Origin of the sequence: Streptomyces erythrochromogenes (assembly GCF_040684695.1) — a bacterium.
GTDB lineage: Bacteria > Actinomycetota > Actinomycetes > Streptomycetales > Streptomycetaceae > Streptomyces > Streptomyces erythrochromogenes_C.
This window is the reverse complement of sequence record NZ_JBFBGM010000006.1, coordinates 209,560-223,297: the sequence shown is the minus strand read 5'-3', so window position 1 is coordinate 223,297 and position 13,738 is coordinate 209,560. Positions and strand designations below refer to the sequence as shown.

Sequence of the window (13,738 nt, the reverse complement as noted above, 5' to 3'; positions counted from 1 at the left end):
TGGATCGGTGGACGGACGGAGGGGCGGCGGTCAGCCGCGGCCCTTGGAGCGCGGGCGCAGGGCGGCGGCGGCGAGTACGGCCGGGGTGGTGACGACGACCATGAGCATCACGGTGGACATCCCGCCCGGGCCGGTCCGCTGCACGGCGACCGCACGGTACGGACGCACGTGGAAGGCGCTCACGGGCGCGGCGGCGGCCCTGGGCGGGGGCGGGGCGGCCGCTTCGGCCGGGCCCGGCCCGGCAGCCTGCCCGGGCCCCGGCGCGGGCGGCGGCGGCTCCGCCGGCGCGGCCACCGCCTCCGCCTCGCCCGAGGGCTGCGCCGGACCGGCGGCGGACGGCTCCGACGGCCCGGGCGGTACCACCGCCGCGGGCCGTCCGGGCCGGTGGATCCACCCGGGGTGGCGCACGGTGAGCCCGGCGTCGGCACCGGGCACGGCGACCCGTACCGAGGGCCGGCCGGAAGGCGGTGCGCCGGGCCCCTTCGCCCCCGGGGCGGGCACGCACAGGTCGACGCGCGCCCCGCGGCCGGGACCGTCGCCCGCGACCGCCACATGGCCGTGGAGCGGGCAGAGCGCCGCCACCAGACCCGCCCCGGCGAAGTACTGCCAAGCGGTCACCGCGCGTCCTCCCGTTTCCGCAGCAGACATGAGGGTTACGTCTGAAGAAACGATCACGTCCCGGCTTCGACACGCGGCGGACCGGTGAAGATCGAAACGGCGCGGAACCGGGAACACGGCTCGGCCGGCGATGCGGCATGATGGCGCCATGCTGACCGAGGGGGAGAACGCCCGTCTGATCGCCGGGCGTTACCGACTGGACGCCAGGCTCGGGCGCGGCGGCATGGGTGTCGTGTGGCGCGCCACGGACCAGTTGCTCGGCCGCCGCGTCGCCGTCAAGGAGATGGTGCTCGACCCGGCGCTGTCCGCGGACGAGGCCCGGCTCCAGCGCGAGCGCACGCTGCGCGAGGCGCGCGCGGCCGCGCAGGTCAAGCACCCCCACATCATCGTGGTGCACGACGTCGTCGAGGACGGCGAACGTCCGTGCATCGTCATGGAACTGGTCGAGGGCGGCTCCCTGGCCGACCGGCTCGCCCGGACCGGGCCGGTGGACACCGCCGAGGCCGCCCGCATCGGGATCCACCTGCTCGGCGCCCTGCGGACGGCGCACGCGGCCAGGGTGCTGCACCGCGACATCAAGCCGGCCAACGTCCTGCTGGAGGCTCCGGGAGGCCGGGCCGTCCTCACCGACTTCGGGATCGCCCAGGTGTCGGGGGCGACGACGCTGACCGCGACCGGGGCGTTCGTCGGCTCTCCCGAGTACACGGCGCCCGAGCGGATGTCGGCGCGGTCGCCGGCCGGCCCGGAGTCCGACCTGTGGTCGCTGGGCGCCCTGCTGTGCGCGGCGGCCAGCGGGGTGTCGCCCTTCCGCAGGGACTCCCTCGGAGGCGTCCTGCACGCCGTGGTCTACGACGAGATCCGGCCGCCCGCCGCGTGCGGGCCGCTGCTGCCGGTGGTGCGGGGGCTCCTGGAACGCGACCCGGCCGCACGGCTCGGCGCGGACCGCGCGGAGGAGATGCTGCGGGAGCTGGCACCGTCGGCGGCCGGCCGCGCGCCGGCCCGGCGCAGCGTGCCCGAGGTCTCGGACGCCCGGCCGGCGCCCCCTGCGGAGCCGGCCCCCGGGGCCGAGCCGGAGCCGGTGCCGCGGCCCGCCGCGCGGACGGCGCCCGTGACGGCGCCGCCGCCCGGCGTTCCCGCCCGGCGGCGGCCGGGCGCCGCACTGATCGCCGGCCTGCTGGTGGCCGCGATCGCGGGCGCGGGCGTGTCGGCCGCGGCGCTGCTGATGAACGAGGAGGACCCCGCCGACCGCGCGGGCCGGCCCGCGGCGACGAGCGGTGCCGCGGGCGGAGCCGCGGGAGCTCCGGCCCCGCCGCCCGGCGCGCAGGTCTCCGCGCCGGCGGCCGTGCCCTCGGCGCCGGGGCAGGCGGCCGGCGGCACGCCGGACGGTACGGCGGCCCCCGCGGGCTACGGGTTCGTCCGGGACCCGTCGGGATTCTCGCTCGCCGTCCCCGACGGCTTCACGCGCAAGACCGACGGCCAGCGGGTCTTCTACATGGCGCCGGACGAGAGCGTCCGCATCGGCATCAAGGTCTCCGCCCCCGAGTCGGGCGGCCCGCTCGCCGTGCACCAGCGCTCCCACGCCAAGGGGCCGACGAACAACCCCGGTTACCGGGACGCCGAGGTCGCCGTGACCTCGCACGACGGCCACGAGGCCGCCCTGTGGCTGTTCACCTGGGACGGCTTCTCGACGGCCGAGGGCCCCCGGCACACCCGCGACCTGTGCTGGGAGGAGGGCGGGCGCCTGTACGACGTGTGGGTCTCCGCCCCGGTCGGGCGCGCCGCCGAGGCCCGGTCCTACTTCGACACGGCGGTCCGCACCTTCGCCGCCGGCGGGGGCTGAGGCCCGGACGCGCGTCCGGGCCCGGGCGCGGGCACGCGTACGGGCCCCGGACGCGCCGGAGGGGCGCGACCCGTGGTCGCGCCCCTCCGGCCGGACGGCTCCCGGCGGGTGTCAGCCCGCCTCGGTGCCGCCGAAACGCTCGCGGTAGGACTCCAGGTCCTCCTCGGTGACCCGGGCGAAGAGCACCGGCGGCACGGTGAACGGGGTCCCGGCCGGGACCGCGTCGAGGGCCTTGGCCTGCTCCGGGGTCACCCACGTCGCGGTGTCGGCGGCGAGGGCGAACGCCGAGCGCATGGCGCGCGCCGAGGCCGGGATGAACGGCTCGGAGACCACCGAGTAGAGGTGGATGAGGTTCATCGCGGTGCGCAGGGTGAGCGCCGCGGCGTCGAGGTCGGTCTTGACCTCCAGCCAGGGGGCCTTCTCGTCGAGGTAGGCGTTGCCGGCGGACCACAGGGCGCGCAGGGCGGCCGCGGCCTTGCGGTACTGGAGGGTGTCCATGTGGCCCTCGTACTCGGCCAGCAGCTCGGCGATCTGCTCGCCGAGCTTCGCCTCGGCCTCGCCCGCGGGGCTGCCGGCCGGGACCTCGTCGCCGAACTTCTTGCGGGAGAAGGTCAGTACGCGGTTGACGAAGTTGCCGAGGGTGCCGCCGAGGTCCTTGTTGACGGTGGCGGCGAAGTGCTCCCACGTGAAGGACGAGTCGTCGGACTCCGGGGCGTTGGCGATCAGGAAGTAGCGCCAGAAGTCGGCCGGAAGGATCTCCAGCGCCTGGTCGGTGAAGACGCCGCGCTTCTGCGAGGTGGAGAACTTCCCGCCGTAGTACGTCAGCCAGTTGAAGGCCTTGACGTAGTCGACCTTCTTCCACGGCTCGCGGGTGCCCAGCTCGGTGGCGGGGAACATGACCGTGTGGAACGGGACGTTGTCCTTGGCCATGAACTGGGTGTAGCGGACGTCCTCGGCCTCGTACCACCAGGCCTTGTAGTCGCGGTTCGCCGGGTCGGCGTCGGCCCACTCCTTGGTGGAGGCGATGTACTCGATCGGGGCGTCGAACCAGACGTAGAAGACCTTGCCCTCGGCCGCCAGGTCGGGCCAGGTGTCGGCCGGGACCGGCACGCCCCAGTCGAGGTCACGGGTGATGGCGCGGTCGTGCAGGCCCTCGGTCAGCCACTTGCGGGCGATCGAGGAGGCCAGCTGCGGCCACTCCTCCTCGTGCTCGGCGACCCAGGCCTCGACCTCGTGCTGCAGCTTGGACTGCAGGAGGAAGAGGTGCTTGGTCTCGCGGACCTCCAGCTCGGTGGAACCGGAGATCGCCGAGCGCGGCTCGATCAGGTCCGTGGGGTCCAGGACGCGGGTGCAGTTCTCGCACTGGTCGCCGCGGGCCTTGTCGTAGCCGCAGTGGGGGCAGGTGCCCTCGACGTAGCGGTCCGGCAGGAAGCGGCCGTCGGCGGGCGAGTAGACCTGCCGGATCGCGCGCTCCTCGATGAAGCCGTTCTCCTGGAGCTTGCGCGCGAAGTGCTGGGTGATCTCGGCGTTCTGCGGCGAGGAGCTGCGGCCGAAGTAGTCGAAGGACAGCTCGAAGCCGTCGTAGACCGCCTTCTGGGCGTCGTGGGCCTGCGCGCAGAATTCGGCGACCGGGATGCCGTTCTCCTTGGCGGCGAGCTCGGCGGGGGTGCCGTGCTCGTCGGTGGCGCAGATGTAGAGGACGTCGTGGCCGCGCTGGCGGAGGTACCGGGAGTACACATCCGCCGGAAGCATCGACCCGACCATGTTGCCCAGGTGCTTGATCCCGTTGATATAGGGAAGCGCGCTGGTGATCAGGTGTCGAGCCATCCTCGGATGCTCCATTTCCTATGTGCGGTGCAACGTGACGTCACGGACTGTGAGTGCGGTCATCGTATCGAACCGCCGAAAGGCCACGCGCCGCATTTGTTTTCGGGTGGACGTAAAGCAAAAGCGAGGACAGTGACCTCTTGCGTCACGGCCCTCGCGCTCGGGCCCATGGTACAGCGGGACGGTGGTGCGCCGGACCGGAGGACCGACCCGTGATACGGCGGCACCGGCAGGCGGCATATGCATACGTGCTGGCTGACGCCTCGCACGATCGGGACCGATCACGGTTCGATCATCCGCGACGCAATGCTTCCCAGGTTTCTTCTCTGCGCCCTCCGAGTGCGCCCTCACTGCTTTCCTGTTCTGCGCACCAGGGGATGAGGTGGAGCAGTGAGCGATGGCGGACCGGAGGAGTCCGGTGGGGCGGTGGGGCTGCCGAGCCGGCGTCGGCGGCCGACTCCCATGAGCCAGTGGGACCCGACGGCACGCCTGTCGTACTGGGCCTTCCACGCCAACCGGCGCCCCGCGTACATGCGCTTCGCCTACCTGCAGCTGGGCTCGGACGCGGCGGCCGAGGCGGCGGTGGACGCCACGTTCGACTCGATCATGGGCGACTGGCTGCGGATGCTCCACATGGACCGGTTGGACGCCTACGCGTGGACGGTCCTCAAGCACTGCCTGGTCGACCGCCGGCACCGGCCCCACCCCTGGCAGCCCGAGCCGGAGCCGATGGACATCAGCGCGTTCGAGGCGGCCCTGAAGGAGGCGCACGCCGACCAGTACGAGGTGCTGACCGACACCATCCGCTTCTACTCCGCCGTCTCCCGGCTCGCCGAGCGCCAGCGCGACGCCGTGCTCCTGCGGTACGGGCTCCAGTGCACCCCAGGTGAGGCCGCCTCCGTGATGGGCGTCGACGAGGCCACGGTCCGCTCCCAGCTCGGGCAGGCCCACCGGCGCCTCGCCCGGCTGCTCGACACCTCCGCCGATCCGGCGGATCCGGCCGAACCAGCCGGATCATGAGGCGCCTCGACCGCCTGGAGCGGCCCGACGGCGACCCGGCGCCCCGCTCCCTGGCCGAGTTCCTCGCCCGGGCGGGCGTCCGCGACCGCTACCGCCACTACGACCTCGGCGCGGCCGAGGCCCGGCTGCTGCGCACCACCCCGCACGCGCACGTCCCGCACCGCGCCCGGCGCCGGGCGGCCCACGCCTGGAGCGACCCGGTCCGGGACCGCCCGCTCGACGCCGAACGGGCCCGGCGCGACCTCAAGGCGATCTGCCTGGACTCCGTGTGCGCACCGGACGCCGCCGCGCACCTGGAAGCCTTCACCGGTCTGCGCACCGACCTGGCGGGCGCGGTCGTGTTCGGCTGCCTGCTGCACCTCTCCGGGATGCGCGAAGGCGCCCGGTTCTGGTGGCAGTTCGCCGCGGCCTCCGGCAGCGCGCGGGCGGCCGCCGCCGCCTACTGCCTCTTCCTCGACCACTCCCGGCGCGGCGAGCACCACGACGCCCGGCACTGGGCTCGGGAGCTGGGCCGCCGCGGGTTCCGGCCGAGCGGACGCCGGGACCTGCGGGAGATCCGGCTGTGCGCCCAGGCCGCCGTCCTGCGCTACGTGGACCAGACGGAGGATCCGGACCTGGGGCCCGTGCCGTTGCCCCGGACCGGACTGTCTCAGGCGCTGGGCGCGTTCCACCCGCCGCCCGTCCCCGCGCCGGCCGTCGCCCCGGCGGCCGGGGGCCGGCCGGCCGCGGGCCCGCTGCGCCACCCGGCGCTGACGGCCGCGGCGCGCGGGACCGTCGTACAGGGCGGTACGGGCGAGGCGCTGGCGGAGGCCCGCCGCGCGCTGGCTGTCGTACGCGTCCTGGAGCGGCATCCGCTGGGGGTCCGAGTCGGCCAGCTCGCGCGCGAGTCGGGCCTCGCGGAGGCGGAGCTGCGACCGCTCCTGGCGATGCTGTGCGAGGAGGAGTACGCGTACCGGCCGGGGGCGGGGGTGTACGGGCGCGGCCCGGCCCTGGACCGGCTCGCCGCCCCCGGCGGCCACGGACTGGCCGGGCAGCTCCAGCGCACGCTGGCCCTGGCCCGGGACAGCGCGGGCGCCGCGGTGTACCTCAGCCGGTACGCGGGGGGCGAGGTCCACATCACGCAGATGGCGGCCGGGCCGGCGACCCCGCCGGTGCGGGAATGGGTCGACTTCCGGGACGCCGCGCACGCCAGCGCGGTCGGCAAGTGCCTGCTGACGCAGCTCGACCACGGCCGCCGCGCGGACCACGTGGCCAGGCACCGGCCCGCCCGGCTCACCGCGCAGACCATCACCGACAGCCGGGCCCTGTTCACCGCACTGGACGCGGTGGCTCCGGGCGCACCCGTCTTCGACCTGCTGGAGTACGCCCCGGAGGTCGTCTGCTCGGCCGTTCCCATCTCCGCGGGCGGAGCCGCGGGGAGTCTGGCGCTGTCGCTGCCCGCGAGCCACGCCCACCGGCTGCGCCGGGCCACCGAGGCACTGCGCCGCAAGGCCGTGCCGGTGCTCCTGGCCCTGCTCCTGACGGGCGCGATCCCCCCGGAGGCGCCGGCCGCGGAACCCGGCCCCGGGCAGGGCCGGCCCGAGCCGGAGCCGATGCGGGCCCCGGTCACCCCGGAGACCCTGCGCCACCTCCGGCTGCTCTTCCCGACCCCGCTCGCCGAGGCCGCGGCGGGGGCGCAGGGCCCGGGCCCGCACCTGGTCAGCGACACCACCTCCGGGGCGGCCTACCTCTTCGAAGCCGCCGCGGACGGCGCCACCCCGCGCCTGTCCCTCCCCCACACCTTCACGTCGGTGGCCCCGGGCAGCCTGACCCGCCCGACGGGCCTGGTGGTCCTGGGCACGTGAAGGGTCCCGGCGGAGGTCATGCGGGAGGCAGGAGGCGGACAAACAGAAGAGCCCCACACGATGTGTGGGGCTCTTGCTTGTGTCCGAGGGGGGACTTGAACCCCCACGCCCGATAAAGGGCACTAGCACCTCAAGCTAGCGCGTCTGCCATTCCGCCACCCGGACCGGTGGTCGGCCCCGGTTTCCCGCGGCGACATGGACAACAATAGCAAAGGATCGGCGGGTCTCCGACCACTTATCCGGGCGGTGGGCGGTCCGCCACGCCGGGCTGACCTGCGGGCATGCCGCGGAGGGCGCGGCGGGGCGGGGCGTCTCGCCGCGAGCGGGGTGCGGGCGGCCCCGGGGCGGGCGGGACGGTCCGGTCCCCGGATATCGGCAACGGGGTGGACAGCGGCGGCGCCGGGCGGTCGGATGGCTGCGCACACGTCCGGGGGGAGCCGCGCATGGAAACCGAGCACCGCGTCAGCACGCTGGAGCTGTTCTTCGACCTCGTCTTCGTCTTCACCATCACGCAGTTGACGGTGCTGCTGGCGGACGACCTGACGCCGCGGGGCGCGGGGCAGGTGGTGCTCATCTTCACCGTGCTGTTCTGGATGTACGGGGGGTACGCGCACCTGACGAACCAGGTGCCGCCGGACCGGACCGTCCGGCGCGTGCTGCTGATGCTGGCCATGGGCGCGTTCATGGTGTGCGCGCTGGCCGTGCCCACCGCCTTCGGGGCGGGCGGCGTGGCCTTCGGGCTGGGGTACCTGCTGGTCGTGCTGGTGCACGGCGCGCTGTTCACCCAGGCGCACGGCCGCGGGGTGCTGTGGTTCGCGCTGCCCAACGTGCTGTGCGCGCTGGCGGTGACGGCCGCCGGGCTCTTCGACGGGCTGCCGGCCTGGGGGCTGTGGCTGCTGGCGCTGCTGCTGCAGTTCGCGACGCCGGTGGTCGTGCAGCGGGTCGCGGCGAGCGGGGCCGGGGCTCAGGCGGAGGCGGAGGCGGAGGCGGAGGCGGCCGAGCAGACGGTCGGCGACCGTCTCGGCGGGATGAACGCGGCGCACCTGGTGGAGCGGCACGGCCTGCTGCTGATCATCGTGTTCGGCGAGTCGGTGATCGCGATCGGCATCGGGGTGGGTTCGCTGCCCCTGTCGGCCGGTATCGCGGGCGGCGCCTTCCTGGCCCTCACCATCGCGTCCGCGATGTGGTGGATGTACTTCGTGCGCGACGAGGGCCGGGCCGAGGAGGTCTTCGCGCAGACCCCGCCGGAGCGGCGTTTCAAGCTGGCGATGACCGCGTACTACTACGCCTTCCTGCCCGTGCTGCTGGGCATCGCGGTCTTCGCGGCCGGTGTGAAGAAGACGATCGGGCACCTCGGCGAGCACCTGCACACCGGCCCCGCGGTGGCGCTGGCGGGCGGGGTCGCCCTCTATCTCGCCGGGAACCTGGTCTTCCGGGGGGTGCTGGGCCTCGGGCCGGCCCGCTACCGCGCGGCGGCCCTGGTGCTCGCGCTCGCCACCGTGCCCGTGGGGACCGGCTGGACGGGAGCCGGCCAGCTGGTGGCCCTGGCAGTCGTCCTGGTCGGGGCGGTGGTCGCCGAGGGCGGCCGCTCCCCCGCCGCGCGGGCGCGGGGAACCGCCGCCGAGAGCGTCACGGGCAGCTGATGACCTGGCCCGCGTAGGAGAGGTTGCCGCCGAAGCCGAAGAGGAGGACCGGGGCGCCGGAGGGGATCTCGCCGCGCTGGACCAGCTTCGACAGGGCCATGGGGATGCTGGCGGCCGAGGTGTTGCCGGACTCGACGACGTCGCGGGCGACGACGGCGTTGACGGCGCCGATCTTGGCGGCGAGCGGTTCGATGATGCGCAGGTTCGCCTGGTGCAGGACGACCGCGGCCAGCTCCTCGGGGGTGACGCCGGACTTCTCGCACACCTTGCGGGCGAGCGGCGGGAGCTGGCTGGTGGTCCAGCGGTAGACGGACTGGCCCTCCTGGGCGAAGACCGGCGGTGAGCCCTCGATGCGGACCGCGTTGCCCATCTCCGGCACCGAGCCCCACAGCACGGGGCCGATGCCCGGCTCCTCGCAGGCCTCGACGACGGCCGCGCCCGCTCCGTCGCCGGTGAGGACGCAAGTGGTCCGGTCGGACCAGTCGGTGATCTCGGCCATCTTGTCGGCGCCGATGACCAGCGCGCGGGTCGCGGACCCGGCCCGGATGGCGTGGTCGGCCGTGGCCAGGGCGTGGGTGAAGCCCGAGCAGACGACGTTGATGTCCATGACGGCGGGGCTGCCGCCCATGCCCAGCTTGGCGGCGACGCGCGCGGCCATGTTGGGCGAGCGGTCGATCGCGGTGGAGGTGGCGACGAGGACGAGGTCGATGTCGTCCGGGGTCAGGCCCGCGCCGGCCAGGGCCTTGCCGGCCGCGTGGTAGGCCAGCTCGTCGACCGGCTCGTCCGGGCCCGCGATGTGGCGGGTGCGGATGCCGACGCGGGAACGGATCCACTCGTCGGTGGTGTCGACCATGGCCGCGAGGTCCTCGTTGGTGAGCACTTTCGCGGGCTGGTAGTGCCCTAGCGCCACCACGCGTGAACCGGTCATGGGCGGGGTCCCCCCTCGTAGGCAAGTCAGGATCACCCAGCTTTGCCTGCTACCGGTGGGTACGGGTGCGTGTGACCCGACAGGATTCCGGCCCCTGATTTTGGAGCTTCCCGAGGAGCTCCCTGCCCGGGACCAGGTCGGATGCGGAACCGCGAGAATGAGTACGTCGGGCATCGGCGAGAAACAGAAGGGGTGGGCTGATCACCATGGGAAGGGTCACCGAACGTCGTCGCGTCGTCCGGATCCGGAACGGCGGGGCGGGTGTCCGCCCGGACACGCTGGTGGCCGAGGAGCCGCTGGAGATCCGGCTGAACGGCCGGCCGCTGGCCATCACGATGCGCACGCCGGGTGACGACTTCGCCCTGGCCGTGGGCTTCCTGGTGAGCGAGGGCGTGCTCGGCGCGGCGTCCGACGTCCGGGCGGTCACCTACTGCGAGGGGGCGACGGAGGACGGCTCCAACACCTACAACGTGGTGAACGTGCAGCTGGCCGCCGGGGTCCCGGTGCCGGACATCACGCTGGAGCGGAACGTCTACACCACCTCGTCCTGCGGGCTGTGCGGGAAGGCCAGTCTGGACGCGGTCCGGACGGCGAGCCGCTTCCCCGGGGTCGTCGCCTCCGATCCGGTACGGGTGCCGGCCGAGGTCCTCACCGGGCTCCCGGACCGGCTGCGCGCGGCCCAGAAGGTCTTCGACCGTACGGGCGGCCTGCACGCGGCCGGTCTGTTCACGGCGGACGGCGAACTGCTCGACCTGCGGGAGGACGTGGGTCGGCACAACGCGGTGGACAAGATCGTCGGCCGGGCGCTCCAGGCGGGACGGCTCCCGCTGACGGGCTCGGTCCTGCTGGTGTCGGGCCGGGCCTCCTTCGAGCTGGCGCAGAAGGCCGTGATGGCGGGCATCCCGGTGCTGGCGGCGGTCTCCGCGCCGTCCTCGCTGGCGGTGGACCTGGCGCTGGAGTCGGGCATGACGCTGGTCGGCTTCCTGCGGGGCCCGGACATGAACATCTACGCGGGCGAGGAGCGGATCACCCTGTAGGGGCGAGCCGGTAGCGCTCCTTGCCGCCGTGGCCGAGGAACCTGGCCCACACGTCGCTGCCGTCGCCGGTCGTGCCTCCCTTGCCGGTTCCGTGGACGGTGAACCAGTCGGAGCAGCCCGGTGCCGGGGGCGTCCCGTCGACGGTGAACCTGATCAGGATCCCCGGGCTCTCGTCGGAATGCCGAGCCATGATCCAGCTGCCCTCCGCGGTGAGCGCGGCCGGCTGCCCGGCCGGGTTGCACGTCCAGTCCGAGGCGTCCGTGAGGCGCGCCCGGCCGTCGGCCGTCACCTCCAGCCGGGCTCCCCGGTCCCCGTGCCAGGTACCGGTGACGTCCTGCGCCGTCAGGGGCGCGGAGGGCCTGTCGCCCTCGATCGAGAAGGCCAGGTACGCGGTCACCAGGACCAGCAGGCCGAACAGCACGAGCACCGCGCGAGCGAGGTTCTGCACCTCAGCGCCTGCGGCGGGCGCGGCGGCCGGCGTCGGCCGCCGGCTTCGGGGCGGGCGGGTCGATGCGGTGGAGGTCCAGGGTGGCCGGGAGCGGGGTGGAGCCCGGGCCGCCGGATTCGGCCCAGGCGATGATCTCGTCCGTGGCGGTGTCGTCGAGGGCCCAGCCGAACCACACCGCGCGGGCGCCGCGGCGGCGGGCCTCGCTGGTGGGCTGGACCACGATGACGTTGGCCTGGGCGCAGGGGCCGAGGCAGTCGCTCGTACGGACGGCCAGGCGGCCCCCGGAGGCGGCCGCGGCCTCGCGCAGCCGGGCGAGCTGGCCGGCGTGGTCGGAGCCGGGGTTCTTGCGGGGGTCGCCGCAGCAGCAGCCGCGGCAGACCACCAGGGTGCAGGGGCGTTCGGCGTGGGCGCCGAGCGGGCGTATCCAGGTCACCACCGCACGTTACCGGCCCTGGGGAGCCACCTGTTGGGACGGGCGGGAGACCTCCGCCACATGGTCGGCGGGCAGTTCGGGCCGGGGGTCCTGGGCGCGGCGGCGGGCGAGGGCCGCGCAGACCATCAGCTGCATCTGGTGGAAGAGCATCAGCGGGAGCACGGCGAGGCCGGCCTGGGCCCCGAACAGGACGCTGGCCATGGGAAGTCCGGCGGCCAGGCTCTTCTTCGACCCGGCGAACTGGATGGCGATGCGGTCCTCGCGGCCGAAGCCGAGGCGGGCCGCGCCGTACCACGTGGCGAGCAGCATCACCGTGAGGAGTACGGCTTCCAGCAGCATCAGCGCGCCCAGGCGCAGCGGGCTCACCTGCTGCCAGATGCCGGCGGCCATGCCCGCGCTGAACGCGGCGTAGACGACGAGCAGGATCGAGCCGCGGTCGACGTACCCGAGGGTCTTCTTGTGGCGGGTGAGGAAGCCGCCGACCCAGCGGCGCAGGGCCTGGCCCAGGAGGAAGGGCAGCAGGAGTTGGAGGGTGATCTTGAGGAGGGAGTCGAGGGAGAAGCCGCCCGTGCGGCCGCCGAGCAGGACGGCCGCGAGCAGGGGGGTGAGGACGATGCCGGCGAGGCTGGAGAAGGAGCCGGCGCAGATCGCGGCGGGGACGTTGCCGCGGGCGATCGAGGTGAAGGCGATGGAGGACTGGACGGTCGAGGGGACCAGGCAGAGGAAGAGCAGGCCGCTCTGGAACGCGGGCGGCAGGAGGCCGGGGGCGAGGGCGCGCAGGGCCAGGCCGAGGACGGGGAAGAGCAGGAAGGTGCAGGCGAGCACGGTGAGGTGCAGCCGCCAGTGGCGCAGTCCGTCGAGCGCCTCGCGGGCGGAGAGCCGGGCGCCGTAGAGGAAGAAGAGCAGGGCCACGGCCGCGGTGGCGGCGGCGTCGGCGGCCGTGGCGGCCGCGCCGCGGGCGGGGAACAGGGCGGCGAGGCCGACGGTGCCGAGCAGGGCCAGGACGTACGGGTCCAGGGGGAGCCGGGCGGGGAGGTGCGGGCGGCGCATGCGCGGGTGCTCACTTGCTGTCGGGGCGGGTGGGGACCGTGCTCTGCGTCCCTTCACGGTGCCCCTTCATGGTCGGGGCCCCGCGCTCATCGCGAAACCCGTACACCGTTCTGACTGTCATCACGGATCGCGATGATCGGCCTAGGATGGGGGGATGTACGACCCGGTGCAGTTGCGGACGTTCCTCACGGTGGCCCAGACGCTGAGCTTCACGCAGGCCGCGGGGCGTCTGGGCGTGCGGCAGTCCACCGTCAGCCAGCACGTGCGGCGGCTGGAGGAGGCGGCCGGGCGGCCGCTGTTCCTGCGGGACACACACCGCGTGGAGCTGACGGAGGACGGCGAGGCCATGCTGGGCTTCGCGCGGACGATCCTGGAGGCGCACGAGCGGGCGGCGGCCTTCTTCACGGGGACGCGGCTGCGGGGGCGGCTGCGGTTCGGCGCCTCGGAGGACTTCGTGCTGTCGCGGCTTCCGGAGATCCTGGAGGGTTTCCGGCACGAGCACCCCGAGGTGGACCTGGAGCTCTCGGTGGAGCTGTCGGGCACGTTGCACGAGCGGCTGGACGCGGGGCGCCTCGACCTGGTGCTGGCGAAGCGGCGGGGGCCGGGGGACGAGCGGGGGCGGCTGGTCTGGCGGGACCGCATGGTGTGGATCGGCGCGGAGGGGCTGCGGGTGGATCCCGAGCGGCCGGTTCCGCTGATCGTCTTCCCGCCGCCGGGCATCACCCGGGCGCGCGCCCTGGAGGTGCTCGAACGCGACGGCCGGGCATGGCGGATCGCGTGCACGAGCGGCAGCCTGAGCGGGCTGGTGGCGGCGGCCCGGGCCGGGCTGGGGGTGATGGCGCACGCGCGGGGGCTGATCCCGCCGGGCCTGGTGCGGGTCGGCGGGCTGCCGGAGCTGGGGCCGGTGGAGTTCGCGCTGCTGCGCGGGCCGCGTGCGTCGCCCGCGGCCGAGGCCCTGGCCGCGGCGGTCCTCTCCGGGGCCGACCGGCTCACCCGTACCGGCTGACCGCCGCGGACCGGCGCCCCGCCGCACCGGTGGGCCGGCTGCCG

Annotated in this window: 11 protein-coding genes, 1 tRNA gene and 1 pseudogene; 6 read left to right on the top strand and 7 right to left on the bottom strand. The window is 74.5% G+C overall.

Features of this window, described 5'->3' with window-relative positions:
- Positions 1-30 precede the first annotated feature (30 nt).
- Positions 31-618 (bottom strand): hypothetical protein, encoded by a 588-nt coding sequence (locus tag AB0O53_RS12895; protein WP_350992151.1) that lies wholly within the window; start codon positions 616-618, stop codon positions 31-33.
- A 148-nt stretch (positions 619-766) separates the two neighbouring features.
- On the opposite strand from AB0O53_RS12895, the gene AB0O53_RS12890 reads away from it, so the two are divergent.
- Entirely contained in the window at positions 767-2,458 is a 1,692-nt protein-coding gene (locus AB0O53_RS12890) for a protein kinase domain-containing protein (protein WP_365195093.1), read from the top strand.
- Positions 2,459-2,569: 111 nt separating this feature from the next.
- On the opposite strand, the gene metG is transcribed toward AB0O53_RS12890, so the two are convergent.
- On the bottom strand, positions 2,570-4,285 hold the full coding sequence (gene metG, locus AB0O53_RS12885; protein ID WP_350992155.1) for a methionine--tRNA ligase: 1,716 nt from the start codon (positions 4,283-4,285) through the stop codon (positions 2,570-2,572).
- A gap of 462 nt (positions 4,286-4,747) precedes the next feature.
- On the opposite strand from metG, the gene AB0O53_RS12880 reads away from it, so the two are divergent.
- Entirely contained in the window at positions 4,748-5,305 is a 558-nt protein-coding gene (locus AB0O53_RS12880; RefSeq protein ID WP_350992157.1) for a sigma factor-like helix-turn-helix DNA-binding protein, read from the top strand.
- 800 nt (positions 5,306-6,105) lie between these two features.
- Positions 6,106-6,825: pseudogene (locus AB0O53_RS12875) on the top strand (IclR family transcriptional regulator domain-containing protein); the annotation flags it as partial.
- 404 nt (positions 6,826-7,229) lie between these two features.
- On the opposite strand, the gene AB0O53_RS12870 reads toward AB0O53_RS12875, so the two are convergent.
- A tRNA-Leu gene (locus tag AB0O53_RS12870) sits at positions 7,230-7,314 on the bottom strand.
- A gap of 278 nt (positions 7,315-7,592) precedes the next feature.
- Between AB0O53_RS12870 and AB0O53_RS12865 the strand changes: the two genes are divergently transcribed.
- On the top strand, positions 7,593-8,792 hold the full coding sequence (locus AB0O53_RS12865) for a low temperature requirement protein A (RefSeq protein WP_365195088.1): 1,200 nt from the start codon (positions 7,593-7,595) through the stop codon (positions 8,790-8,792).
- Here the strand turns inward: AB0O53_RS12865 and AB0O53_RS12860 are convergent.
- Positions 8,779-9,720 (bottom strand): beta-ketoacyl-ACP synthase III, encoded by a 942-nt coding sequence (locus AB0O53_RS12860; protein ID WP_350992161.1) that lies wholly within the window; start codon positions 9,718-9,720, stop codon positions 8,779-8,781. The genes AB0O53_RS12865 and AB0O53_RS12860 overlap by 14 nt on opposite strands.
- A 206-nt stretch (positions 9,721-9,926) precedes the next feature.
- Here AB0O53_RS12860 and fdhD point away from each other — a divergent pair, with 206 nt between their 5' ends.
- Positions 9,927-10,757 (top strand): formate dehydrogenase accessory sulfurtransferase FdhD, encoded by an 831-nt coding sequence (gene fdhD, locus AB0O53_RS12855; RefSeq protein WP_350992163.1) that lies wholly within the window; start codon positions 9,927-9,929, stop codon positions 10,755-10,757.
- Here the strand turns inward: fdhD and AB0O53_RS12850 are convergent.
- The 3 genes from AB0O53_RS12850 to AB0O53_RS12840 are packed head-to-tail and all read right to left on the bottom strand — an operon-like array spanning position 10,747 to position 12,688.
- Positions 10,747-11,205, bottom strand: coding sequence for a hypothetical protein (locus tag AB0O53_RS12850; RefSeq protein WP_350992165.1), 459 nt, complete (start codon positions 11,203-11,205; stop codon positions 10,747-10,749). The two genes, fdhD and AB0O53_RS12850, sit on opposite strands and share 11 nt — an antisense overlap.
- Position 11,206: 1 nt before the next feature.
- On the bottom strand, positions 11,207-11,638 hold the full coding sequence (locus AB0O53_RS12845; protein ID WP_350992167.1) for a (2Fe-2S) ferredoxin domain-containing protein: 432 nt from the start codon (positions 11,636-11,638) through the stop codon (positions 11,207-11,209).
- A gap of 9 nt (positions 11,639-11,647) precedes the next feature.
- Positions 11,648-12,688, bottom strand: a complete 1,041-nt coding sequence (locus tag AB0O53_RS12840; RefSeq protein WP_365195084.1) for a bile acid:sodium symporter family protein — start codon at positions 12,686-12,688, stop codon at positions 11,648-11,650.
- A 154-nt stretch (positions 12,689-12,842) separates the two neighbouring features.
- On the opposite strand from AB0O53_RS12840, the gene AB0O53_RS12835 reads away from it, so the two are divergent.
- On the top strand, positions 12,843-13,694 hold the full coding sequence (locus tag AB0O53_RS12835) for a LysR substrate-binding domain-containing protein (protein ID WP_350992171.1): 852 nt from the start codon (positions 12,843-12,845) through the stop codon (positions 13,692-13,694).
- Positions 13,695-13,738: the final 44 nt, after the last annotated feature.

Excerpts from the sequence above, each read along its gene's own strand:
- AB0O53_RS12890 (WP_365195093.1), top strand. The coding sequence starts at position 767 with ATGCTGACCGAGGGGGAGAACGCCCGTCTGATCGCCGGGCGTTACCGA.
- AB0O53_RS12860 (WP_350992161.1), bottom strand. The coding sequence starts at position 9,720 with ATGACCGGTTCACGCGTGGTGGCGCTAGGGCACTACCAGCCCGCGAAA.
- AB0O53_RS12840 (WP_365195084.1), bottom strand. The coding sequence starts at position 12,688 with ATGCGCCGCCCGCACCTCCCCGCCCGGCTCCCCCTGGACCCGTACGTC.
- fdhD (WP_350992163.1), top strand. The coding sequence starts at position 9,927 with ATGGGAAGGGTCACCGAACGTCGTCGCGTCGTCCGGATCCGGAACGGC.
- metG (WP_350992155.1), bottom strand. The coding sequence starts at position 4,285 with ATGGCTCGACACCTGATCACCAGCGCGCTTCCCTATATCAACGGGATC.
- AB0O53_RS12835 (WP_350992171.1), top strand. The coding sequence starts at position 12,843 with ATGTACGACCCGGTGCAGTTGCGGACGTTCCTCACGGTGGCCCAGACG.
- AB0O53_RS12865 (WP_365195088.1), top strand. The coding sequence starts at position 7,593 with ATGGAAACCGAGCACCGCGTCAGCACGCTGGAGCTGTTCTTCGACCTC.
- AB0O53_RS12880 (WP_350992157.1), top strand. The coding sequence starts at position 4,748 with ATGAGCCAGTGGGACCCGACGGCACGCCTGTCGTACTGGGCCTTCCAC.